Origin of the sequence: Streptococcus downei MFe28, from assembly GCF_900459175.1 — a bacterium.
Classification (GTDB): Bacteria; Bacillota; Bacilli; order Lactobacillales; family Streptococcaceae; genus Streptococcus; species Streptococcus downei.
Window position 1 is genome coordinate 1,655,934 of the sequence record NZ_UHFA01000002.1, and the last position, 23,982, is coordinate 1,679,915.

The following is a 23,982-nucleotide window of genomic DNA, read 5'->3' on the forward strand; positions in this document are numbered from 1 at the left end:
GGCTAACCTCCAAACGCCTTAAGCTCTGCCAGACTGATATTACCACTATAATAAGCTTTGCCTACTATAGCGGCTGGCAGGCCAATCTTGGCCAGCTCCTCCAAATCCGAGAGCTGGGCAATGCCACCAGAGGCAATAACTTGGGCTGATGTCAACTTGGTCATCAGGGCTTGATAGTGCTGGAGATTAGGGCCTGTAAGGGTGCCATCGCGGTCAACATCGGTGTAGACAAAGAGCTTGACCCCCATTTTTTCCATAGCTAGAGCCAAATCTAGGTAATTAACCTGACTGGTTTCCAACCAGCCTTCGGTGGCTACTAGACCAGCCTTGGCATCAATTCCAACAACGATGCGGTCAGGACCGAATTTATCTAGGGCAGCTTGAACAAAGCCAGGACTTTTGACTGCCATAGAGCCAATAATGACTCGGTCAATGCCGACTTCCAAATAATCCTCAATCTGCTCCAAAGTGCGAATGCCACCGCCGACCTCGACTCCTAAACCAGTAGTTTCTTTAATCTTAGCAATCAAATCGCGATTGCTGGCCTTGCCCTCCAAGGCACCATCCAAATCTACCACATGGATAAAGCGGATGCCAGCTTCTTTAAAAAGGCGAGCCTGGTCGAGAACGTCAGGATTTACAACAGTCTGCTGGGCAAAATCCCCCTTAAAGAGGCGGACGGCCTGGCCGTCCTTAATATCAATGGCTGGTAGAATTTGCATAAACAACCTCCGAAAATGCTTGTAAAATACCCAAGCCAACCTGACCTGATTTCTCAGGGTGGAATTGGGCCCCAAAGACCAAATCTCTATGAATCATGGCAGGAATTTCTAGGCCATAGTCTGCTGTGACATCAATATAGCCTTCTGGAACATCAGTGTAGTAGGAATGAACAAAGTAGACAGCCTGTCCCTCCAGACCTGCTGTTAGCGAGCTAGCCTTTTTGATCTCTAAATCATTCCAACCCATATGGGGAACAGGAAAAGAGGGCTGGCCGGGAATGGGCCGACAGACCCCAGGAATAAGACCCAGACCAGGAGTCTGACCATGTTCTAGCCCCTGCTCTAGCAGAATCTGCATCCCTAGACAGATACCTAGGAGGGGCTTGCCCTTTGCTACTGCTGTCTGGATGGGCTCAATCAGACCTCGCTTTTCCAATTCAGTCATGGCGCTAGTAAAGGCTCCCACGCCCGGCAAAATCAGGCCGTCAGCCTCAGCCAGAACCTGAGGGTCAGCTGACAATTGAGCCTGGATTCCCAATTTAGCCAAGGCCCTCAGGACATTGGCAGTATTGCCAGCATCGTAATCAATGACAACTATCTTCATATCAGAGCATTCCTTTGGTCGAATTGACCCCGTGAATTTCAGGGTTGAGGGTAATGGCTTCTCGTAGGGCCCGCCCTGTTGCCTTAAAAAGACTCTCCGCCTTATGGTGGTTGTTTTTGCCATGGAGAATGGTCAGATGGAGATTCATCTGAACATTAAAGGCCAGAGCTTGGAAGAATTCTTCCACTAGCTCGGTGTCAAATTTACCCAGCTTGGGATTGTCAAAGCTGGCTTCAAAAACCAGATAGGACCGGCCTGACAAATCAAGGCTGGCCATGCCCAGAGTCTCATCCATGGGCACAAAACTGGTCCCGTAGCGGTTGATACCTGCCTTGTCATCCAGGGCCCGCTTAATGGCCTGCCCCAGAACAATACCGACATCTTCGACCGTATGGTGGCTGTCCACCCAGGTGTCGCCATTAGCTTCCACCACCAGAGAAATTCGGCTGTGGCGGGCAAAAAGGGTCAACATATGGTCAAAGAAGCCCACACCCGTCTTAATATCAACTGGCTCTTGGGCATCCAGATTGAGATCTAATTTAATCTGCGTCTCTGCTGTTTTACGTTCAATACTTGCTTGTCTCATGCGGACTCCTTTACTATTTTGCTGGATTGGCAAGGGAAATGGATAGGCGGTCTAAATTGTCAGGACAAAACTCCACTTCTACCTCACTCTCCAGTTAAAAGACTTAATAAGAGCCAGAAAGGGAAGTAAAAGCCAACTCGCCCTTCGATTGTTATGGCTCAGTCTAGACTGCTCCAAAAGGGCTCAAGCCTTAACCTACTACTCCTGCTGGCTATCCAATATCTCAATAACCTTGTAAAGATTTTTTTCATTGATTTGATAGGGAGCCTGCTGGCGCACTAGGGGTTTGGCACAAAAGGCAATGCCGATACCAGCTGCCCCAATCATGGGCAGGTCGTTAGCACCGTCACCCATGGCAATAGTCTGCTCTAGGCCTAAGTCATTCTCTGCTGCCCAGTCCTGCAGTTTTTGCAGCTTGACTGCCTTGGTCACAATCTGTCCCAGAACTCGGCCTGTCAGATAGCCGTCTTTCACTTCCAGCCGATTGGCCTGGACATAGTCAATACCTAAGTTTTGGGCTAGGACATCAACGGTCTCATGAAAGCCACCTGAAACTAGACCAACCTTGATGCCCCGTCTATGGAGCTCATCAACCAATTGAGCCGCTCCTGGCGTAAAGTGGATTTCTGCTAGAACTTCCTCAAAAATGGACTCTGGTAGACCCTTGAGCAGACCAACCCGCTCTCTTAGGGCAGCCTCAAAATCTAACTCCCCCCTCATAGCACGCTCAGTAATCTGGGCAACCTTTGCACCAACACTAGCCTTGTCACCTAAAATATCAATGGCTTCTTCTAAAATCAGGGTGCTATCCACATCCATGACTAAAAGTCCCTTAGTCTTTGTCATTTCTCACCTCTATTGCTTTTGCGTGGGCCTGCAAACCTTCAGCATAGGCCAAGGTTGTAATATCTGCCTCAGCCTGATTAACTGCCGTCTTACTGTACTGGGTGTACTGGATGCGCTTGATGAAATCGTGAACTCCCAGAGCCGAAGAAAAGCGACTGGTGGCTGTAGTCGGCAAGACATGGTTGGCTCCGGCATAATAGTCTCCAATTGGCTCACTGGTATAGTGTCCTAGGAAAACAGAACCGGCATTTTGAACCCGATCCAGATAGTCATAAGCTCCCTCCATAGCGATTTCTAAATGCTCGGGCGCTACCTGATTCATGAGGTCAAACATATCGTTCTTATTGGCTGCGATAATTATCCGACCATTATTTTCAACTGACGGACGGGCAATCGCCTCACGCGGCAAGGCTTTCAGCTGCTTCTCAATTTCCGCTTCAACAGCATCAGCCAATTCTTGCGAATCTGTTACCAAAATGGCACGGGCCAAAACATCGTGCTCTGCCTGAGAGAGGAGGTCGGCTGCCACGTATTTAGGATTAGCCGAATCATCTGCGATGACCCCGATTTCTGACGGACCGGCAATCATATCAATACCAACCAAGCCGTAGACCTGCTTCTTGGCAGTCGCTACGTAGATATTACCTGGTCCCGTAATCTTGTCCACTTTGGGAATGGTTTCCGTCCCGTAAGCCATAGCCGCAATTCCTTGGGCTCCACCGACCTGATAAATCTTATCCACACCGGCCAACTTAGCCGCAACCAGAATAGCTGGCACAAAGTGCTCTTGAGGAGGCGTAATCATGATGATTTCCTTGACCCCTGCAATCTTGGCTGGAATGATGTTCATCAAGACCGAAGAAGGATAGGCAGCTGTCCCGCCAGGGACATAGACCCCGACCCGCTCAATCGGCCGGATGACCTGACCACGGATAACACCCTGACTGGGTTGGTCCTCAAAGCCCTTCTCCATCTGTTGGCGGTGGTAGGATTCAATGTTGGCTTTGGCATTTTCCAGAGCGCTCAAGACAGCCGGGTCTACCTCCGCAAAGGCCTGATCAATCAAGCTCTGATCAACCTCAAAATCAGTCAGACTGACCCCGTCAAATCTTTCTGAGTAGTCTCGCAGGGCTTGGTCACCCTCTTTCTTGACGGCTTCGATAATCTGGCGAACAGCTTCGTCAACATCTGCATTCTGCCGACTGAGCTCCAGCTGCTCGGCCGCTAGAATTTTTGAAATTTCTTTATTACTTCCACTTAAACGTTTCATTGGAAAGGTACCTCCTCTTGACCCACTTGCTCTTGGATTTTCTTGATAAAGGGCAGAATTTGCGACTTGTTTTTTAGAGAAGCCGGATTGACAATCAAGCGGGCCGAAATCCGACAGATGTCTTCAAAAACTTGGAGACCATTGGCCTTAAGAGTTGAGCCGGTCTCGACAATATCGACAATAGCATCGGCCAGACCGACAACAGGGGCGATTTCCACACTCCCTTGGATAGAAATAATCTCAATATCCTCGCCCTTTTTATTGTAAAAATCAGTCGTTACGCTAGGGTATTTGGTAGCGATCCGCTTGCGTTTATGGTCATTGGGGTCAAAATTAGGAACCGAAGCTACTGCAAATTTACAGAGACCAAAATTCAAATCCAGCATTTCCAGATAACCGTTAGGATGCTCAATCAAGACATCTTTGCCGACTACACCTAAGTCTGCTACACCATGGCGTACATAGGTTGTGACGTCAGGAGCCTTAACGAGAAGAAAGCGGAATTTTTTATCGGGGCTTTCAAAAATTAAATTACGGCCCTTATCTGCCATAAAGGACATATCAAAACCTGCTTTTTCCAGTAAATCAAGCGTTGACTTTTCAATCCGCCCCTTGGTCAGAGCTATGGTTAAACTTTCAGTCATGCCGGACCACCTCCTTCCAAACTATCGTGAACCGCCTGATAAACACTATCCAAATCAACAGCCCAACCGACGGCCGTCAATTCCTTGGCACCGAAACGCTCAAAAAGTTTGTCATAACGGCCACCGGAAACGAAGGCATCGGGAACGTGGGGACCGAAAACCTTGAACATCATACCTGTATAATAGGGCATACTAGGAACCTGAGCTAGGTCAACTGTCGTCTGAGGAAGAAAGCGATGGATATCCTGAAGGATGGCTTCCAAATCAGCAAGAGCAGCTAGAACAGCCGGGTTCTTAACCAGCCGGCGAGCCCGAGCTAATACTTGATGGCTCTCACCAAAAAGGAAGGGGAGCTCCGCCAAGAGGTCATCAAACTCACTAGGGTGAGCCTGAGTAAAACTGTTGAGCCCTGTAATATTTTTCTCCAGAATGGCTGTCCGTAAAACCTCAAGGCTGTTACCGTCCAAGTTCAAAGTTTCAGTGATAGTCTGAAGAATAGTGGCATGAGAAAATTCAAACTGATAAACTTTGACGCCAGCCACATCCAAGGCTGATTTTGCGGTCAAAACGGCTTCCTTGAGCGCCTTATCGGCAGGAAAGCCAACAATTTCAACGCCCGCCTGAGTGTGCTCATTGAGCAGTCCCCTCAGCTCTTCATTGGATTTAAAAACCTTACCAGAATAGGAAAACTTGATAGGAGTTTCCACCTTAGTTGAAGCGATAACCCGACCGATTTGACTGGTGATATCCGGTCGCAGACTAAGCAAATCCCCTGTCTTATCAAAAAGATGATAATGATTAGGCTTGAGCTGATCGCCAAATACCTCGAAGTGCTCCATGGTAGGGGTCTCAATCCGATTAAACCCCTGCTCCATCAGGAGATCGCTGATATCACGCTCCAAGCGATAGGTTGTCGTTGCCCGTTTAAATAATTTATCGTGCATCCCGACTGGCAGTGTTGTTTTTTTCATCCAAGTACCTCCTGAATTGAACTTGCTTAACGGCTTAGTATCTGTTGAATTTCCATGAGAACCTTTTCCATTTCGTCTTGCCGACCGATCGAAATTCGCAGGTAGTCCTTAATCCGCTCAACCTTAGGGAAATAGCGAACATAGATTCTCTTGCTCTCTAAATAGTTAAAGAGAGCTCCTGCCGAGAGAAGGGGCTTGGTCAAGATAAAGTTGGCTGAACTTGGCAGGACCACAAATCCTAGAGCCTGCAATTCCTGACTAAACCAGTCTCTGCTTGTCATAATCTTTTGGCAGGTGTCTTCATAGTAGCCCCAATCCTGGACTGCTGCAACCGCTAATTTTTCAGACAAGCTGTTGACACTGTAGGGATTAACCGAATTTTTGACGGCCTTGATAACAGCCATCAGGTCAGGATTGCCAAGGCCGTAGCCGACCCGCAGACCTGCTAGCGCTGCACCCTTAGAAAAGGTTCGTGTAATAAAGAGATTAGGGTATTTCTTCAGGAGAGGCAGGGCGGTTTGACCGCCAAAATTGATGTAAGCCTCATCAATGATAACAACGACATCCTGATTGGCCTTGAGAATCTCTTCCAGCTCCTCCAATGGTTTATAAATTCCCGTTGGCGCATTAGGATTAGCAAGAACAATGCCGCCATTGTCTGCCAAATAATCTGCCGTATCAATCTGGAAATTCTCATTCAGAGGAATTTCATGATAATTGATATGATAGAGATCAGCCCAGACCTTGTAAAAACCGTAGGTCAGATCTGGAAAAATTATTGGCAAATCATTGTTGAAAAAAGCTTGAAAAGCCAGAGAAAGGATATCATCCGAACCATTGCCGACCACAATCCAGTCTGGGTCTATGCCTAGTTCTTGACCTAGGGCAGACCGCAGATCAGCTTGATCAAGACTGGAATATTTACGCAAATCTTTACTATCAAATTTAGCCAATGCCTCAGCCACCTTAGGACTGGGGGCATAGGCATTTTCATTGGTATTCAGTTTAATCAAATTCCTGCCCTGAGGCTGATTTCCAGCTACATAGGGCTCAATCTCTCTTAGACCTCTAATCATAAGAACCTCCTAAAAATTTTGAACAGAGTCCAGCGGGATACAGTTCTCGCTTTGCTCTAACTGCATCAATAGCTCTAAACTTAATTTCACTTTCCGGCTTATTTCGCTAAAGGTATAGCGGAACGTAGTTCTCGCCTTGCTCTAACTGCATCAATGTCTCTAGGCTCTGCTCCGCAATCGCTAAGAGACATAGAAAAGCCCTCGCAAAAAATTTGCAAGGGCGTTAAAACGCGGTCCCACCTCGATTTGAAAGGCAGTCACCCACCTTTCCTCATGAAGTCATTGACTCCCAGCCATTAACGGAACCACCCGTCAGACACTACTGTTACTTCGCACCTGCACTCAAGAATGTGCGGCTAAACCGTTGTCCCTCTTTCAGCCACGGGACTCTCTGCTGCTTGGTTCTGCCTTTTTCTATCTTCGCTTTAATTTAGATATAACGAGTATAACAAAGTTTTCTGACAATTTCAAGTCGAAAAATTATTTTCTGATAATTTATTTTTATACAATTCTTTTTCTTAAAAATAGTCATTCCGACGGCGAAATAAGCAAGGCTGTGGTAAATTTTCCTCGTGTTTTACTGACTTGGTTTAGAATTTATATTCATAATCGCCAGTTTAATATCCTTTCTATATGATCTGCCCATCAGCATCTACTTAGACTGCTGTCACAATTAAAGCTCTTCGAAAATCAAAATCAGATTAAAAGGCTTCATGACTATTGGATAGCACGAAGCCTCTTGTATGACTTGATAAGGGACAGTTTAAATGATGGGGTATCATTAAAGTACTTACGATAAAGCGAAGAATAGTTTATACTGCGTTAAAATCAAAACTAACAATTTGATACTTTCTTAAAGAGGTGCGGATGCAAGCAAACTCTTGACCGGATACAAAGCCGTTAAGCACCACAAAGAAAAATAGGGAATCTGGCGTAGGAACTAACAGAGCTCCAAGTCAGATTTATAGCTCAAGGTAGTCATGGCTGTAAATTGACTAAAGTCAAAGCAGCTACCTCTCTTTTCCACGGTGATGTTAGGCGTGTTCAATTACGGAGTTCTATTGCTAAATGTTGAGCTCCTTCTCTCTCTGGTTTTTAGGATCAGGCGGATTTAGTCCACTGGACTAAATCTCTCTCAAAATTTCCCTTATTAGCAACAACTGTACTTGTTGCTAATAATACCACTTTGGAGAAAGTATCCTCTGCCCTTACATTATCGGCTAAAGAACTCTGCCGTTTTTAGCAAGCTATGAGCATGTTAGAGCTGTCAGTTGAAAGTTTTGAACTTCAAGGAGTATTATGAAATATCTTTTTCCGTAATTGTACCATCAAGGGCATTGATGGTATAATCGTATTCTGTATCCCCTCGCTTAAATTCGATTTCATAAACAGGAATATCATCATCCGAATCACCTTCAACCTTGAGAGATTTCACATCAGATTCCATAAGACCAGCATCTGACAGCGCAATAGACTTGGCATCAGTTTCAGTTAACTTAGCGTGATGCTTGTCATCATTATCACTATCCTTAGCGTCATTTTTAGGATCCTTATTAGGATTGGCTGGATTTTTTTCTGGTGGCACCCCATTACCTGGGAAGGCAGGCTTTTTACCATTAGGTAAAAGCGGTGGTGTTCCGTCCGGCACATTTCCTTTACTGTGTTGGGTATAGTCTTTCGTTCCCGTTACAGTTGCCGTATGGCCATCAGATGTGGAAATTGTATAGCTCTTGTCCTTCTTAATATCTTTGCTTGAGAAGACAACATGGTCAAAGTCCACTTCTGATTTTGTCTGGGCAACAACTCTGCCCTTAGAATCAGTGATGGTGATAGTATCGCCTGCAAGTCCGGAAACAATGGCTGAAACATAAGCCTGCTTTGTGCCATTAGAAAAGCCTTGGAAGAATCCCATATGTCCGATTGCCCAAGCTGTACCGCCAGAAATCAAGGCATCACCATCATGATCCAGTGCCGAATTGTAATTGGTAATGTTTTGTGATTTGAGACTTCCTTTGGTGATAATAATTTTACCATTAGAATCTACGCCATCGCCATAGCCAATAAGGGAGATATCAGCCCCCTTAATAAAAATACCTAAGTCGTTTTTGATATCGGAAGGACTGTTTTTCAGTTTTGACAAGTCAGCATCATCCTTGTCCGTCCACTCAGAAGCGTTGATCCCATCATCGCCTGCATTGATTGTGATGTTCCCCTTCTTCAGATTCACAAAGCGGCCTTCAATCCCTTCATGACCAGAAGTGATGGTTATAGTCGATGCGCCATCTACTGTTACCTCATCGTAAGCTGCCAGTCCTTTATGTTGGGCGTTAATTGTTAGGGTTGAATCTTCAATTTTTAGATCTGCTGAATTGACATCGCTCTCATCTTTAACTTTAATACCGTCATCATCAGATTTAATCGTGATGGCAGAGCCATCAATAGTAACCTTTTTAGTAGCATGAATGCCGTCTTTAGCAGATGTTAAATCAAGGTTGACTTTTTTAACTTTTAGGTTATCTGCCTTGATGGCATGCCCTGCTGTACTTTTCAGTGCCAAGGCTGCTTTATTTTTACCTGAAATATAGAGAGCCCCTCCTGCTTCAATCGTGTTTGCCGTTGAAGAAGCCAGAGAACTGTCCGAGAGGATATTGAGCGTCAAATCTTTGCGAGCAGAAATATTAGAGTCCTTTAAATCAAGCGTTTTAAGATTGAAGGTTACTGCATCAGTTACATTGTCTGCAATTCCGATGCTATATCCATTGCCAGAACCCGTCAGAGTATAAGTGCCTGCTTGATTGATGGTAATAGTTTTCCCATCAATGGAGACCCTTGACGAGTTAGACTGCGCATTGGCATCAGCAAAGGTAATCACCCTTGCTCTTTGTGCATCTTTATCGCGGCCACGTGCTTCATCCCAGTCGTATCTCTCATGGTAATGCGCCGCATCGGCTCTGATGACATCTGAATCTATAGCTGAATCAGCTGTTTGACTGCTAGGGCTGTCTGTGTCGGCAGCAACAGATTCCGTATCGGTGTCAATGTCAGCAGCATCAGCTGTTTGATCGGATGCTGCAGTGTTTTCAGTATCAGAAGCGCTTGTTTGGCTGTCAGCTGCTGTAGGGGTTTCCTCTACAGAAACCACCTTATCACTGCTGTCACTAGCAGCAGTTGCCTCGTCAGCTGAGGCAGGTTGACTGGCTCCGAGTAATACAATGGTGCCAGCTAGGACAAGACCTGTTACCAAGCCTTTTGAGGACTTGCGCTTAATGTCATGTCCCTTGCTCTGAGAAAACGCAGATCGGTTGAAAATGTAATTTTTATTCATAATATAATGTCTTAACCCTTTCTAAAAGTGTTGTTACCAGTTTAACGGGGATAATTTACAAGAAGTTAAACGTCCGGCAACAAAGTGAAAACAAAATGATGACAGCTTTGACATCTTAGGTGATAGATCAGCTCTTATCATCCTGCGAAAGACCCATAATCCGCTGTTTTTAATGAATAGAGGCAGTTGTCCTTCTTCAGACATTAACTAATACTCTTCTAAAATCAAAAAGATACTTTGTTAACTCACTTTGCCGTACGTCAGTACTGTCTGCAGTTCGTTGCCTCGTCTGTTTTTGATTTTCATTGAGTATAAAATAGTTATTCATACTATTTTATACTAGTTACCCGTTGTGCTAGTTAAAAAGTTACGAAAAAAGCCCAATTGGACTATACTGTAAGTGCAAAAATCAAACAGGAGGTTGTCCAAATGAGCCACTTACAGTATACCGCTAATTGTCATCACTTACAATACAAGGTGAAGCAATTGTCCAAAATTTGTCATTGGTTCTATCAAAACTATTGTCCAGAAGCTATTAAGCACCGACATAATGTCAAATTAGCTCATGTCTCCGATGAGTCCCTCTTAACCTTACTTGTCCTACAAGCAGAACTGGGAATTAAGTCACAACATCACTTTTACCAGATGTGTCATCTATTTTGCTTGGAAAAGAGACTCAAAAGAAGTCGCTTCAATCGTCGATCCCAAAATCTGATTTGGCTCATTCAGTTGATTCGACAAGGCTTGAACCAACAAATACCAGCAGATTCCATTGTCATTATTGATAGCTTTCCTTGCCTCTTTGTCAACCCGTTCGCAATATAGGGTCAAAATCCTCCTCAATGGGTTAGCGGATATTGGCTACAATGCTTCCAAGCAGATGTGGTTTTATGGCTTTAAAGTTCACATGTTAGTGACTTTATCGGGCTATATTTTGAACTATGTTGTCACGCCAGCCTCTGTTCATGATATCAGAGCTGTTGATGAATTACTTGAAAACTGTAGGCAACCGTTTATTCTAGGAGATTGAGGTTACCTTAGTCAGTCCCTTAAAGAGGAACTAAACAAGAGGGGCTATCACTTATGGACACCTTGGCGACAAAATATGCAGGGTTCAACTGAACACAACAACTGGAAGTTACTAGCCATGCGTAGAACCATTGAGACACGCTTTTCCGAGCTCTGTAGTTTGTTTGGAATCGAGCATACATGAGCCAGAGGTCTAGCTGGGATTCAGCTAATGCTAGAACAAATTATACTAACCTATAATCTGAGCTATTTTATTGTGAACTAGCACCACGGGTACTAGTTAGTGAGGGTGCTAGGAAACTGCCAGGACGGTTGCCGTTAGGGAGTCAGACAGAAAAAAAAAGGCTTTGACAGTCGTCAAAACCTTCGTGGTCCCTCACTTTCTAATTTCAAGTGTCGGGCTAAAATAGTCCACCGGACTATTTGACTACCCCAGCAAGGGTGATTGGCTGTCCTTCTGTACCTCAAAATGGTACCAAGACAGCCGTCAACTACTGCAACCTGAGCTCCTTAGCAGCTGGGGTCTCTGTTCCTTGCCTCCTTTTGATTTTTTCATTGAGTATTAGATAGATCTATCAAGTCTGCTTTCTCCGCAGCCATGCCTTCCTGATTTCTTCTAAGAGGAAGATTGGGACAGGACAGAGGATAAGGATGCCCCATTCTAAGCTGGTAATTGGTGCAGTGCTGAAGAGATCATTAAGGAAAGGGACATAAGCCAAGAGGCTGAAGAGGAGAACTTCAATAGCCAGCCCCAAGTTGATGGTGCGGTTGGTAAAGAAACCGCGCTTAAAGATGGATTGGATTTGGGTCCGACAGTTCATGACCTGACCGATTTGACAAAAGATGATGGCACCCAAAGTCATAGTGGTCGCTTCTCGGTAGAGCTCTCCATTCGCGGGCAGGTTAACTAGGCTTTGTCCATGCAGAGCAAAGACTGCAAAGAAGGCAGCCATGGCCACTAAGGCTTCCATACCGCCATACCAGAGGAAGGACTTGACCAACATCTTGGGATTGATGAGCCGGTCTGTCTTGGCTCGTGGCGGCTGATTCATAATGCCTTCTTCTGGCTGTTCAACGCCCAATCCCAAGGCAGGCATCATATCACTCCCTAGGTCGATGGCCAGAATTTGCATCACGCTCAAGGGTAGAGGCACCAGACCTTTAGAAAAGAGGAAGACGGCCGAAGGCACAGCTTCCGATGTGTTGCTGTTGAAGATATAGCTGAGGAACTTCCGTAAATTACTGTAGATGGCTCGGCCTTCTTCAATGGCCCTGACGATGGAGGTGAAGTGATCATCGGTCAGAATCATATCTGCCGATTCTTTGGCCACATCTGTACCGGTAATCCCCATGGCAACACCGATATCGGCCTTTTTGAGGGCAGGAGCATCATTGACACCATCGCCTGTCACAGCGACAACATGACCCAGAGCCTGCAGATTGGTAACAATACGGAACTTTTGTTCAGGGGCAATCCGAGCAAAGATGACCTCATCTTTCAGAGCTTCCTGCAGTTCCACATCAGACATATCAGCCAGAATACGGCCGCTGATAACCCGCGGCTGCTCAGTCTTAACAATGCCGATACTTTTGGCGATGCTGACAGCCGTCAGGTCATAGTCACCTGTCATCATGATGATCCGGATATCCGCTGCATGACACTTGGCAACAGCTTCCTTGACTCCTTCACGCGGAGGATCCTGCATAATCAAAAGTCCCATGAAGACCATATCCTTTTCAGCCGTGTCAATCGCTGCAGCCTGAATACGAGATTCATCATCATAGAGCCGACAGGCCAGAGCTAAGACCCGTAAGCCCTTTTGGGCGTAGGCATCGTTGGCTCGAAGAATGGCTGATTTTTCCTGCCCATTAAGCTGACGGATTTGACCATTTTCACGAACATAGGAACTGAGCTCCAAAATTTCTTTTGGGGCACCCTTGGTGAAGGAGGCTGTTTCTTTACCATCAATGGCCTCTGACAGATGATTAAAGGTGGTCATCCGCTTGCGGTCCGAATCAAAGGGCAGTTCTTTAAGGCGATAGTTTTCTGCTTCATTGTCCGATAAATCAATCCCAGCCTTCTGCGCAGCTACTTCCAGGCAGGCTTCGGTCGGATCCCCCAGAACAGTATAATTAGGATTATCAGCATTGGGACTGCTGATTTTGGCATTGCTGCAGAGCGTAGCTCCCCGCAAAAGCCAATTGAGATCAGTATCCTGACTGGCTCTTACTGTTTGGCCGTGAAGAAGAACTTGGCCAACTGGAGCATAGCCAAGGCCTGTCAGCTTGTACTCTTTCTTAGGAGTCCAGAGGTTGTGAACGGTCATTTCATTCTTGGTCAAAGTTCCTGTCTTATCTGAACAGATGACTGAGGTTTCTCCCAGCGTTTCAACAGATGAGAGCTTCTTTACTAGAGCATTCTGCTTAGCCATTCTTTGAACAGCCATAGCCAGCGATAGGGTAATGGTTGGCAGGAGCCCTTCTGGAATGAAGGCGACAATCATCCCCAAAGAGAAGATAAAGGCCTTAGCCATAGGCTCTTTGACAAAGAAGACAGACGCAATAAAGAAGAAAATACCAACACTCATAGCAATGACCGAAATCTGCTTGGTTAGGCGATCTACTTCCTTTTGCAGAGGACTCTTTTCATCAGCTACTGTCTGAGTCAAGTCAGCAATCTTCCCAAACTCAGTCTGCATGGCAATCTCGGTCACCACAACACGAGCCGAGCCATTAGCGACGGTCGTTCCCGCAAAAACGAGATTGTCAGCTTCTAAAGCTGTGACATCACTATCGGTGATAATCTTGGCATTCTTACGAACAGGATTGGATTCCCCTGTTAGGGCTGACTGGTTGACCTGCAAATCAGTTGAGAGGATGATTCTAGCATCGGCCGAAATCTTGTCTCCTTCTTCAATCAGGAGAATGTCACCTGGCACCAGATCCTCAGCCAAAATCTTCTGCTCAATCCCATCACGGACAACCCGAGCATAAGAAGGAAGCATATTTTTCAAGGCCTCGGTCGCCTTTTGGGCTCGATTTTCTTGGATAAAGCTGAAGACGCCGTTGATAACATTGACTAACCAGATAGCAATTCCCAGCTCAAAGGTTCCTGAGAGAATGGCCACTAAACCACCCACCCAGAGGAGAATGGCCATCAGACTGGTGAAATTCTTGAGAAACTTAAGCAGTTTGGATTCCTGCTTTCCGCTTGCTAAAAGATTTTTGCCGTATTGGCTTTGTCTTTGGCTGACCTCTTCATTATAAAGTCCTGTTTGACGGGTTGCTAAAGTTTGGTAGAGCTCCTCCGTCGAGAGACTTTGATAGTTATGCGATTGGTCACTCATGTAACCGCCTTCTTTCTAATGACACCTACATTTTAGCACGATTTAGCAAAAATGGAAAGAAACCTGAAAAGAAATCAACGTTTTCATCTATTGTAAAAGAGAGGACTTCAATCCTCTCTTTTATCGCTTTTTATTGAGAAATCTTATCTAAAATTTGGTTAGATTTAATCTTACTTGCGCTTCTTTAATGAACCAAGCAGGGTTGCAGCAGCAAAAGCTGTCATCCCCATACCAAATAGAGCTAGTCCATAGCTATTGCTATCACCAGTCTGTGGCAGAGTTTTTTCAGATGTCACAGATACTGGAGCCGGATCGGCAACTTTAACAGGAGTTACAGGTTCCTTAAGCGCTGGTTTTTCCGGTTTAGGATCCTTGAATTTTTCAACAATCAAATTTTTATGCCATTTCACAGAAATTTGTTTGCGTTCTGGGGCTTCTGGTATCTCTGGTACGTCTACTGTTGGTTTGTAGTTTGGTTCTGTTGGTGGGGTTGGAGCTTTCGGCTCTTCACCTGGATCAGCTGGAACTTCTACAATGTCATAGTTTGGTGCTGTCGGTGGAGTTGGCGGGGTCGGTTCATCCGGTACGGACGGAACATCTACCGTCGGTTTCACTTCTGGCGCTGTCGGTGGAGTCGGTGGAGTTGGCTCATCTGGTACTGATGGAACATCTACCTCTGGTTTCACTTCTGGTGCTGTCGGTGGAGTTGGTGGGGTTGGTTTATCCGGTACGGACGGAACATCTACCGTCGGTTTCACTTCCGGCGCTGTCGGTGGAGTCGGTGGAGTTGGCTCATCTGGTACTGATGGAACATCTACCTCTGGTTTCACTTCTGGTGCTGTCGGTGGAGTTGGTGGGGTTGGTTTATCTGGTACTGATGGAACATCTACCTCTGGCTTCACTTCTGGTGCTGTCGGTGGAGTCGGTGGAGTTGGCTCATCTGGTACTGATGGAACATCTACCGTCGGTTTCACTTCTGGTGCTGTCGGTGGAGTTGGCGGGGTCGGTTCATCCGGTACGGACGGAACATCTACCGCTGGCTTCACTTCTGGCGCTGTCGGTGGAGTTGGCGGAGTCGGTTCATCCGGTACGGATGGAACATCTACCTCTGGCTTCACTTCTGGCGCCGTTGGTGGAGTTGGCGGAGTTGGCTCATCTGGTACTGATGGAACCGGTACAGTTGGTTTATCCGTTGGCTCCGTCGGTGGGGTTGGTGGGGTTGGCTCCGTCGGCGGGGTTGGTACGGTCACCGTTTTTGGCGTTGGTGGAGTTGGTGGAGTTGGTTTTTCTGGAGCTTTTGGCGCATCTCCCGGATCCTTAGGGAATCCAACATTTGAGTTGATAGCAAACCAGTAAACCGTTGGTTGCCCATCAGCATTAGCACCATTAGCAGTAAAGACCAGATGACCGTCAGTCATCTTAACCCCCGCACCACCATAGTAAAGATATGGTGAGTCCGCATCATCCCAACCACGTAAAGTAGGTGTGGTTTCACCATTAAAGACAGCTCCATGTTCGATATATTGGTTGTCTTTTTCTGAGGTCACTTCCTTAGTATCAGGATTATAGGTGACACTTGAGTTTGGAATAGCAACAAACTCTTTATCTCCAATATTAACAAACTCTTGGTGTTTGATCGATTGGAATTTTTTCTTAGGTGTAAAAGTAATCAAGCCTGAAGTTGGATCAATCCTATAGGTTCCTAAAACATCATCCTGATCACCAAACTTATATTCGTCAAGACCTGTTGAGTGACCGTTCCCGCCACCTGAGGCATAGACATAATTTTCAGGTACAGTCGTTTCTTTTTCTACAATCCAACTCCCATTCCAGCCCGCTTTTTGCGCAATAATCTTCAGGGGATTCGATTCTGAAATGGTAACAGTTTTGCCACCAAAGCCTGCATAACCAGACTTGACAACTGGAGCACCGTTATTCAGACTAGGTGAGCTACCATCTGCATAAGGAGCCCAAGTACCACGAACGGTGTTGCCATCAGCATCTTTGGCTTCTACAACCAGTTCACGTGGTTTATCAGAACCATTGGCATAAGCAGCCCCATCCCAGTGGTTGAGAGAGTTAAGGGCAACGATAGCCTTACGTTGAGAGAGGTCATACATTTGACCATTTTCATCGTAGAACTCTACATCGACTGCAACCCTAATCGGCTCATCCGCCTTATCCGTTGACGCACCAACCGTCAGGGTAATCGTTGGGTCAGCATCAACCTTGGCAATCCCCTTACCATTATTAGATGGCAGGTTGAGAATTTCATAGCGGTAGATAACCTTGCTAATGTCATGCTCGACACCATCAACAATCATCTTAGATTTAGACAGCCCATCGTAAGTGACAGAGAATTTATCCCCAACCTTGACGCTCAACCATTCAGCTTCTTTGTTAGAGTATGGACTGGTGCTAACCACATCACCTTCTTTGAGATTGTTAGATTCATATTGCTTAACGCCACCATCATTAGCCAAGCGCTGTTGTGCATCTTTAGTAAGATAAGAGCTAATGCCGTCAATCTTATGAGTCGCATTAGGCTCACGTAGGAAGGTCAACTCCTGTGCTTTTTGAGTCTGAGTTAAGCCAGTATCAGCTAAGAACTTATCATGAGCTTCTTTAGCATTTTTATACTGTTTCAGAGCAGTTTCATACTCTAGAAGCTCGGTATTGTAGTCAATGGTGTCTTTTTCAAACTGAGCTTTATCAGCATTATATTTGGCTTCAGCTTCCGCATTTGCCTTATCAGCAGCTGCTTTCTCAGCTACTTTAGCATCATATTCGGCCTTGTCAGCGTCGTACTTAGCCTTCGCCTGATCGTACTCGGCTTTCTTAGCATCATACTCAGCCTTAGCCGTATTATAAGCATCTCTTGCCGCTTGATTGTCTGCCTGGATTTGTGTGTTTTGCGCTTCTGCAGCTGCCTTATCCGCTACTGCCTTGTCGTAGGCTGCCTTGTCTTGCTCGTACTGAGCTTGCGCAGTTTGGTACGCGGCTTGGGCCTGCTCATAGGCGGCCTGTGCTGCGGCATTATCCGCTTGGATTTGTGTGTTTTGCGCTTCTGCAGCTGCCTTATCCGCTACTGCCTTGTCATAAGCGGCCTTATCTTGCTCATACTGAGCTTGAGCAGCTTGGTACGCCGCTTGGGCCTGCTCATAGGCGGCCTGTGCTGCAGCATTATCCGCTTGGATTTGCGTGTTTTGTGATTCTGCAGCTGCCTTATCCGCTACTGCCTTATCGTAGGCTGCCTTGTCTTGCTCATACTGAGCTTGCGCAGTTTGGTACGCGGCTTGCGCTTGTTCATAAGCCGCTTGCGCTGCAGCGTTGTCGGCTTGGATTTGTGTGTTTTGCGCTTCCGCAGCTGCCTTATCCGCTACTGCCTTATCGTAGGCTGCCTTATCTTGCTCATACTGAGCTTGCGCAGTTTGGTACGCGGCTTGCGCTTGTTCATAAGCCGCTTGCGCTGCAGCGTTGTCGGCTTGGATTTGTGTGTTTTGCGCTTCCGCAGCTGCCTTATCCGCTACTGCCTTATCGTAGGCTGCCTTATCTTGCTCATACTGAGCTTGCGCAGCTTGGTACGCGGCTTGCGCTTGTTCATAAGCCGCTTGCGCTGCAGCGTTATCCGCTTGGATTTGTGTGTTTTGCGCTTCTGCAGCTGCCTTATCCGCTACTGCCTTGTCGTAGGCTGCCTTGTCTTGCTCATACTGAGCTTGCGCAGTTTGGTACGCCGCTTGGGCCTGCTCATAGGCGGCCTGTGCTGCAGCATTATCCGCTTGGATTTGCGTGTTTTGTGATTCTGCAGCTGCCTTATCCGCTACTGCCTTATCGTAGGCTGCCTTGTCTTGCTCATACTGAGCTTGCGCAGTTTGGTACGCGGCTTGCGCTTGTTCATAAGCCGCTTGCGCTGCAGCGTTGTCGGCTTGGATTTGTGTGTTTTGCGCTTCCGCAGCTGCCTTATCCGCTACTGCCTTATCGTAGGCTGCCTTATCTTGCTCATACTGAGCTTGCGCAGTTTGGTACGCCGCTTGGGCTTGTTCATAAGCCGCTTGCGCTGCAGCGTTGTCGGCTTGGATTTGTGTGTTTGTTGCTATAGCATTTTCATGTGCTACTTTGACAGACTCATAAAATGACTTTGCAACTTCATATTTAGTTTGCTCATCCTTATAAACTTGAAGAGCGGATTCATAAGCAGCCTTTGCTTCAGCGTTGCGAGCATCAGCTTGGGCTTTTTCAGCTACTGCTGCCTCGTAAGCTGCTTTAGCAGTATCATATTGAGCTTTAGTCTTCTCATATTGAGCAAGATCAGCTTCATACGCTGCTTGCGCTTGTTCATAAGCCGCTTGCGCTACAGCGTTCTCTGCTTGGATTTGAGTGTTTGTTGCTATTGCGGCTTCAGTTGCTTTTACAGCTGCTTCATATTCAGCTTGTTTTTGAGCATAGTCAGCATCTGCGGCTTTTTGAGCCTCCGTTGCTGCTTTCACTTCTTGGACCTGAGCTTGATTGTCAGCTGCAGCTGCTTCTGTCGATGGTTGAAACTGAGGTTCAGTCTCTTCCACCTGAACACCCGCTTGTTCAGCATTAGCCTTGGCATCTTCTAAAGCAGATGAAGTAACTTGACTAGTCACAGTTGTCGTATCATCTTCCCTTTCTACAGAGACTACGCTAGCTGTTTCCTGATCAGCAGTTGCCGAGCTCTCTCCTATGTTGTCTGTCGTACTGCTAGTTGGCTGGCTTGTACCAGACGCGGAATTACCTGCTGTTTCATCAGCCAATACAGTAGGGCCATTAAGAGCAACAACAGCTGTCCCAAGTAAGACAGAAGCCGCACCCAAACTATACTTTCTAATAGAGAAGCGTTGTGAACGTTTTTCCATAATATATTCCCCCATATACTAGAAATGTTTTCTTCGTTTAAAGTTTTAGAAAATTAAACTTGCCTTATCAATTATAGCAGAAACTTTACCGAATACAAGCAATTTTGTCCGCAAAAAACGGGCTGGAAAAGAAAGCGGTTTCTTAACAGATTATTAAAAACTATGAACCAGTCCAAACCCTAATATTATCAGGCTTTCAAAGACCCTAAAAACCAAGTTAGCCTTAAACTGACTTAGGAAAATCTAATTTTTAAAAGTTTTTATCGAAATCTTTACAGTTATGTTAACGGCGATTCTGGCTAGATTTATAAGACAGATTCTGAAATCTGTCCACTTGGATAGTCTAAATAAAATTTCTTGACCTCCCGCAATAGGCTCCCTGAGAATTTTTCTAGAAGTTAGTTGTCTCCCTAATTGCTGTACACCATTTCTAGAAATTGGTTGTCTCCCTAATTCCTGAACGCCAAAAGAGGACCAGTCGACTGGTCCTCTTGGGTCTATCTCAAAATATGGGGAAAGAAGAGATATCTAGGTTAGACTATCTTAGTCTTCTTGGCGTTTTTTCGCAGCCAACATTGTTGAAACAGCGAAGGCAACCATGCCTAGTCCGAAGACTGCCAAGCCATAGCCTTCTGCATCACCAGTTTGTGGCAAGCTTTCTTGCGCAACTGGTGTTGCCTTGACTGGTTTTGGACTTTCATTCTTAACTGGTTTACTTGGTTCAACCGGTTTAGAAGGTTTATTTGGAACATTAGGAGTTGTTGGTGTTTCAGGTTTTGGTTCCTTGACACTTTCAACGACAATGTTCTTGTGCCATTTAACGTTTGGTTTGGTAGGTTCGTTTGGTTTGGTTGGTACCTTAGGCACTTCTACTGTAATTGTCTTAGGTGGCACTGGAGCTGTTGGTGGCGTTGGTGCCTTAGGCTCAGTTGGTTTCTTAGGTACAACAATATTAATGGTTTTAGGTGGTGTTGGCGCTACCGGTGGCGTTGGTTGTTTGGGCTCAGTGGGTTTATCTGGGATTTCAACCGTTGTCATCTTAGGCGGCTCTGGCGCTACCGGTGGCGTTGGTTGTTTGGGCTCAGTGGGTTTATCTGGGATTTCAACCGTTGTCATCTTAGGCGGCTCTGGCGCTACCGGTGGCGTTGGTTGTTTGGGCTCAGTGGGTTTATCTGGGATTTCAACCGTTGTCATCTTAGGCGGCTCTGGCGCTACCGGTGGCGTTGGTTGTTTGGGCTCAGTGGGTTTATCTGGGATTTCAACCGTTGTCATCTTAGGCGGCTCTGGCGCTACCGGAGGTGTTGGTTGTTTGGGCTCAGTGGGTTTATCTGGAACTTCAACAACAATTTTAGTTGGCGGCGTTGGTGGTGTTGGAGCTGTCGGTTGTTTGGGCTCTTCTCCCGGTTTCTTAGGATAGCCAACAGTGGAGTTGATCGCAAACCAGTAGATAGTTGGAGCTCCAACGGCATTAGCACCCTTAGCGGTGAAGACCAAATGACCATTAGTCATCTGCATACCGGCACCACCGTAATAGAGGTAAGGTGATTCTTCATCATCCCAACCACGTAGGTTAGGAGTTGACTCACCGTTGAAGACAGCACCGTGTTCAATGTATTGGTTGTCAGCGTTTGAAGTTGCTTCATGCGTATTGGCATCGTAGCTAACGCTGGAGTTTGGAATAGCAATGTAGCGGTTGTCGCCGATATTAACAAACTCTTGGTGTTCCACATTTTGGAATTTCTTCTTCGGTGTGAAGGTAATCATGCCTGTTTCAGCATCAACGGTGTAGCTACCGATAACATCATCCTTTTGAACACCATTATCATCGTAACCATAGTCTTGGTTACCGATTGAGTGAGCATTGGCACTACCAGAAGCATTAACGGTTTTATCGTCAGTTGTTGCTTCCCCAGTAAGGTTTTCAACTTGACTGCCGTCAACAGCATAGCTTTGAGTAACAATCTTGAGAGGGTTGTCAGCTGAAATATTAACCGTCTTACCACCGAAGTCAGCATAACCAGACTTGGTTTGTACTTCACCGTTTTGGATGTCTGGGTGACTGCCATCAGCATAAGGATTCCAGGTACCACGAACGACATTACCCTCAGTATCGCGGGCTTCAACTGTCAAGGCACGTGGGGTATCTTCACTTGATACGTAAGCCGCACCAGTCCAGTGGTTAAGGGAGTTGAGGGCCACAATAGCCTTACGTTGGGTCAGGTCATATTTTTGGCCATTCTTATCGTAGAATTCAACATCAACGGAAACCTTAACGGTCTTGTTTTCGTCGTCAGTCGACGCACCAACTGTCAAAGTAACAGTTGGGTCATTGCTAACCTTAGCAATACCCTTTTGGTTGTAAGATGGCAATTCATCAATGGTATAACGGTAGATAACACGAGTGATATCTTGTGGAACACCTTCGACAATCATCTTAGATTCGGTCAAACCATCATAGGTAACGGTAAACTTATCACCTTGTTTAACTTCCAACCATTCGTTATCCTTGTTGCCATAAGGGCTTTCAGAAACGACATCGCCTTCTTTAATTTCATTAGAGCGATATTGGTTAACGGCACTGGTCCCGATACGCTGTTGCGCTTCAGGAGTCAGATAAGAATTGATGCCTTCGATGGTGTGAGTCGCATTTTTTTCACGTTCAAAGACCAACTCCTGAGTTGCCTGAGCTTCTGTAAGATTGTGGTCAGCCAGAAATTTGTCGTAAGCATCCTTAGCGTTTTGCCATTGTTCGTGCTTAGTGTTGTACTCAGCCAATTTGCGTTCATATTCTGCACGCGCTTGGTTGTAAGCTTCTTTTTCTTGGTTGTACTTAGCTTCATTTTCAGCATTGGTTTTATCCGCTGCCTCTTTTTCAGCCTGTTTGTTATCATGCTCAGTCTTAGCCTTTTCATAGGCAGCCTTGTCAACTTCGTACTTAGCCAAGTCTTTGTCGTATTGAGCCTTGGCAGCATCGTAAGCGGCCTTTTCTTGGTTGTACTTGGCTTGAGCTTCCTTGTTGGCCTTGTCAGCGGCTGCTTTTTCAGCTAGCTTGCTGTCATAGTTAGACTTGTCAGCTTCGTATTTGGCTTTTTCTTCCTTGTACTTAGCCAAGTCTTGGTCATATTTTGCCTTAGCGGCATCATAAGCGGCCTTTTCTTGGTCGTACTTGGCTTGCGCTTCTTGGTTAGCCTTTTCAGCAGCTGCTTTTTCTTCTAACTTCTTGTCGTAGTTAGACTTGTCAGCTTCATATTTGGCCTTGTCTTCATTGTACTTAGCCAAGTCTTGGTCGTATTGCGCCTTAGCGGCATCATAAGCAGCCTTTTCTTGGTTGTACTTGTCTTGAGCTTCCTTATTGGCCCTGTCCGCTGCCTCTTTTTCAGCTTTCTTACTGTCGTAAGTTGCTTTTTCAGCATCATACTTAGCCTTATCTGCCTTGTATTGTTCCAAAGCCTTGTCGTAGTCAGCCTTAGCCTTGTTGTAGTCAGCCATTTGTGCTTGGTACTGAGCTTTAGCTTCAGCATTTTGCTTATCGGCTGCTGCTTTTTCAGCTACTTTACTGTCGTAGTTAGCCTTATCAGCATCGTATTTTTTCTTATCTTCATTGTATTGAGCAAGGGCAGCATCATAGTCTGCTTTGGCAGCATTGTAGGTTGCCATTTCTTGTTTATACTTGAGTTTAGCAGCGGCATTCGCCTTGTCTGCTGCCTCTTTCTCAGCCAGGCTAGTTTCGTACTGAACCTTTTGTTGGTCGTAAGTTGCTTTAGCAACATTGTACTTAGCCAATGCCTGATCGTATTCAGCCTTGTCTTGGTTGTACTGAATCATAGCCGCATCGTAGGCCCCCTTAGCTGCCGCATTTTGCTTATCAGCTTCAGCCTTGTCTGCTACAGCCTTATCATAGGCAGCCTTGTCTTGATTGTACTGGGCTTGAGCCTTTTCATAATCAGATTGTTGCGCCTTGTAGTTATCAACGGTCTTGTTGATTTCTTGGGCTTGGGCCTTGTTGTCTTCATCAGCTGCTTGGACAGAAGGCTGGGTCTTAGTTTCATCTGCTGATGATTCAAGTCCAGCTTGATTTGCATTAGCCTTTGCTGTTTCTAATTCAGGTGAGGTTACTTCTTTAGTTGTTGTAGTGGTATCACCCTCAGTCTTTTGGTCAATCACCTTGGTTTGTGGACCATTTTGACTGGCTGCTACTTCACTGGCAGCATTGCCAGAATCAGCAGCTGATTGGTTGGTTTGTTCGTCAGCAAGAACTGTAGACGATGACAAAGCAAAGGCTGCAGTTCCCAGCAAAACGGATGCCGCTCCATAGCTGTATTTGCGGATGGAGAAGCGCTGAGATCTTTTTTCCATGTTAATCATTCCTCCCAAAGAATTTGTATCTCAAGTATTTAATTTATTGAAACCATTAAATACTAATTAGTATTATAACAAAAAAATTACAAATAGCCAAATTATTTTGTTCTCCAAATTATTTTTTTGAAAACTTTATGTTAGCAAAAGACCTGATATAAAGGGATTCCTGAGAATTTTTTAACTTAAAAATTTCTTTTTTAAAATCAGCAAATCCCCACTTTTTTGTCTGTTTTCTGAATACTTTCATCTAATTTTCAACTTCATTAAGCCTGTTTTGTGTCAAAGCGGAGAATGAAGGAAAAAAGAAAAAGCCCTGGGGCTAA

At 45.7% G+C, this 23,982-nt stretch carries 12 protein-coding genes and 1 pseudogene; 1 reads left to right on the forward strand and 12 read right to left on the reverse strand.

From position 1 onward, the window contains the following. Positions 1-2: 2 nt before the first annotated feature. The 9 genes from hisA to DYE66_RS07995 form a co-directional block, all read right to left on the reverse strand. Positions 3-722 carry a 1-(5-phosphoribosyl)-5-[(5-phosphoribosylamino)methylideneamino]imidazole-4-carboxamide isomerase gene (hisA, locus tag DYE66_RS07955; protein WP_002998186.1) on the reverse strand — a complete coding sequence of 240 codons (720 nt, stop codon included), beginning with the start codon at positions 720-722 and terminating at the stop codon, positions 3-5. Next, positions 700-1,326: an imidazole glycerol phosphate synthase subunit HisH gene (hisH, locus tag DYE66_RS07960; RefSeq protein WP_002998522.1), complete on the reverse strand. Its 627-nt coding sequence runs from the start codon at positions 1,324-1,326 to the stop codon at positions 700-702. The genes hisA and hisH overlap by 23 nt, the downstream gene beginning before the upstream one ends. A 1-nt stretch (position 1,327) precedes the next feature. Continuing rightward, positions 1,328-1,912 carry an imidazoleglycerol-phosphate dehydratase HisB gene (hisB, locus tag DYE66_RS07965; RefSeq protein WP_002998544.1) on the reverse strand — a complete coding sequence of 195 codons (585 nt, stop codon included), beginning with the start codon at positions 1,910-1,912 and terminating at the stop codon, positions 1,328-1,330. Between the two features lie 198 nt (positions 1,913-2,110). Continuing rightward, the gene (gene serB / locus DYE66_RS07970; RefSeq protein WP_002997868.1) at positions 2,111-2,758 is read right to left on the reverse strand and encodes a phosphoserine phosphatase SerB; all 648 of its coding nucleotides are present in this window, start codon (positions 2,756-2,758) and stop codon (positions 2,111-2,113) included. Beyond that, complete coding sequence (hisD, locus tag DYE66_RS07975) at positions 2,745-4,028, reverse strand: histidinol dehydrogenase (protein ID WP_002997680.1); 1,284 nt, start codon at positions 4,026-4,028, stop codon at positions 2,745-2,747. Before hisD ends, serB begins: the two co-directional genes overlap by 14 nt. After that, positions 4,025-4,672 carry an ATP phosphoribosyltransferase gene (hisG, locus tag DYE66_RS07980; protein ID WP_002997939.1) on the reverse strand — a complete coding sequence of 216 codons (648 nt, stop codon included), beginning with the start codon at positions 4,670-4,672 and terminating at the stop codon, positions 4,025-4,027. The genes hisD and hisG overlap by 4 nt, the downstream gene beginning before the upstream one ends. Beyond that, positions 4,669-5,643 (reverse strand): ATP phosphoribosyltransferase regulatory subunit, encoded by a 975-nt coding sequence (locus tag DYE66_RS07985; RefSeq protein WP_002998457.1) that lies wholly within the window; start codon positions 5,641-5,643, stop codon positions 4,669-4,671. The genes hisG and DYE66_RS07985 overlap by 4 nt, the downstream gene beginning before the upstream one ends. Before the next feature lie 26 nt (positions 5,644-5,669). Continuing rightward, complete coding sequence (gene hisC, locus DYE66_RS07990; protein WP_002998507.1) at positions 5,670-6,719, reverse strand: histidinol-phosphate transaminase; 1,050 nt, start codon at positions 6,717-6,719, stop codon at positions 5,670-5,672. Positions 6,720-8,016: 1,297 nt separating this feature from the next. Then, positions 8,017-10,044: a carbohydrate-binding domain-containing protein gene (locus tag DYE66_RS07995; RefSeq protein WP_002998348.1), complete on the reverse strand. Its 2,028-nt coding sequence runs from the start codon at positions 10,042-10,044 to the stop codon at positions 8,017-8,019. Between the two features lie 429 nt (positions 10,045-10,473). Between DYE66_RS07995 and DYE66_RS08000 the strand changes: the two are divergent. Beyond that, positions 10,474-11,338 (forward strand): annotated as a pseudogene (locus DYE66_RS08000) (IS982 family transposase). A 310-nt stretch (positions 11,339-11,648) separates the two neighbouring features. On the opposite strand, the gene DYE66_RS08005 reads toward DYE66_RS08000, so the two are convergent. The 3 genes from DYE66_RS08005 to DYE66_RS08015 form a co-directional block, all read right to left on the reverse strand. Next, the gene (locus DYE66_RS08005) at positions 11,649-14,420 is read right to left on the reverse strand and encodes a cation-translocating P-type ATPase (RefSeq protein WP_002998360.1); all 2,772 of its coding nucleotides are present in this window, start codon (positions 14,418-14,420) and stop codon (positions 11,649-11,651) included. 170 nt (positions 14,421-14,590) lie between these two features. After that, a complete protein-coding gene (locus DYE66_RS08010; RefSeq protein WP_115325198.1) occupies positions 14,591-19,300 on the reverse strand; it encodes a GbpC/Spa domain-containing protein in 4,710 nt (1,569 codons plus the stop codon). A 543-nt stretch (positions 19,301-19,843) separates the two neighbouring features. Continuing rightward, entirely contained in the window at positions 19,844-23,656 is a 3,813-nt protein-coding gene (locus DYE66_RS08015; protein WP_115325105.1) for a GbpC/Spa domain-containing protein, read from the reverse strand. Between the last annotated feature and the right edge of the window lie 326 nt (positions 23,657-23,982).

What these genes read in the sequence shown, in the direction of transcription:
- hisA (WP_002998186.1), bottom strand. Translation starts at nt 722, where the DNA reads ATGCAAATTCTACCAGCCATTGATATTAAGGACGGCCAGGCCGTCCGC.
- hisH (WP_002998522.1), bottom strand. Translation starts at nt 1,326, where the DNA reads ATGAAGATAGTTGTCATTGATTACGATGCTGGCAATACTGCCAATGTC.
- hisB (WP_002998544.1), bottom strand. Translation starts at nt 1,912, where the DNA reads ATGAGACAAGCAAGTATTGAACGTAAAACAGCAGAGACGCAGATTAAA.
- serB (WP_002997868.1), bottom strand. Translation starts at nt 2,758, where the DNA reads ATGACAAAGACTAAGGGACTTTTAGTCATGGATGTGGATAGCACCCTG.
- hisD (WP_002997680.1), bottom strand. Translation starts at nt 4,028, where the DNA reads ATGAAACGTTTAAGTGGAAGTAATAAAGAAATTTCAAAAATTCTAGCG.
- hisG (WP_002997939.1), bottom strand. Translation starts at nt 4,672, where the DNA reads ATGACTGAAAGTTTAACCATAGCTCTGACCAAGGGGCGGATTGAAAAG.
- DYE66_RS07985 (WP_002998457.1), bottom strand. Translation starts at nt 5,643, where the DNA reads ATGAAAAAAACAACACTGCCAGTCGGGATGCACGATAAATTATTTAAA.
- hisC (WP_002998507.1), bottom strand. Translation starts at nt 6,719, where the DNA reads ATGATTAGAGGTCTAAGAGAGATTGAGCCCTATGTAGCTGGAAATCAG.
- DYE66_RS07995 (WP_002998348.1), bottom strand. Translation starts at nt 10,044, where the DNA reads ATGAATAAAAATTACATTTTCAACCGATCTGCGTTTTCTCAGAGCAAG.
- DYE66_RS08005 (WP_002998360.1), bottom strand. Translation starts at nt 14,420, where the DNA reads ATGAGTGACCAATCGCATAACTATCAAAGTCTCTCGACGGAGGAGCTC.
- DYE66_RS08010 (WP_115325198.1), bottom strand. Translation starts at nt 19,300, where the DNA reads ATGGAAAAACGTTCACAACGCTTCTCTATTAGAAAGTATAGTTTGGGT.
- DYE66_RS08015 (WP_115325105.1), bottom strand. Translation starts at nt 23,656, where the DNA reads ATGGAAAAAAGATCTCAGCGCTTCTCCATCCGCAAATACAGCTATGGA.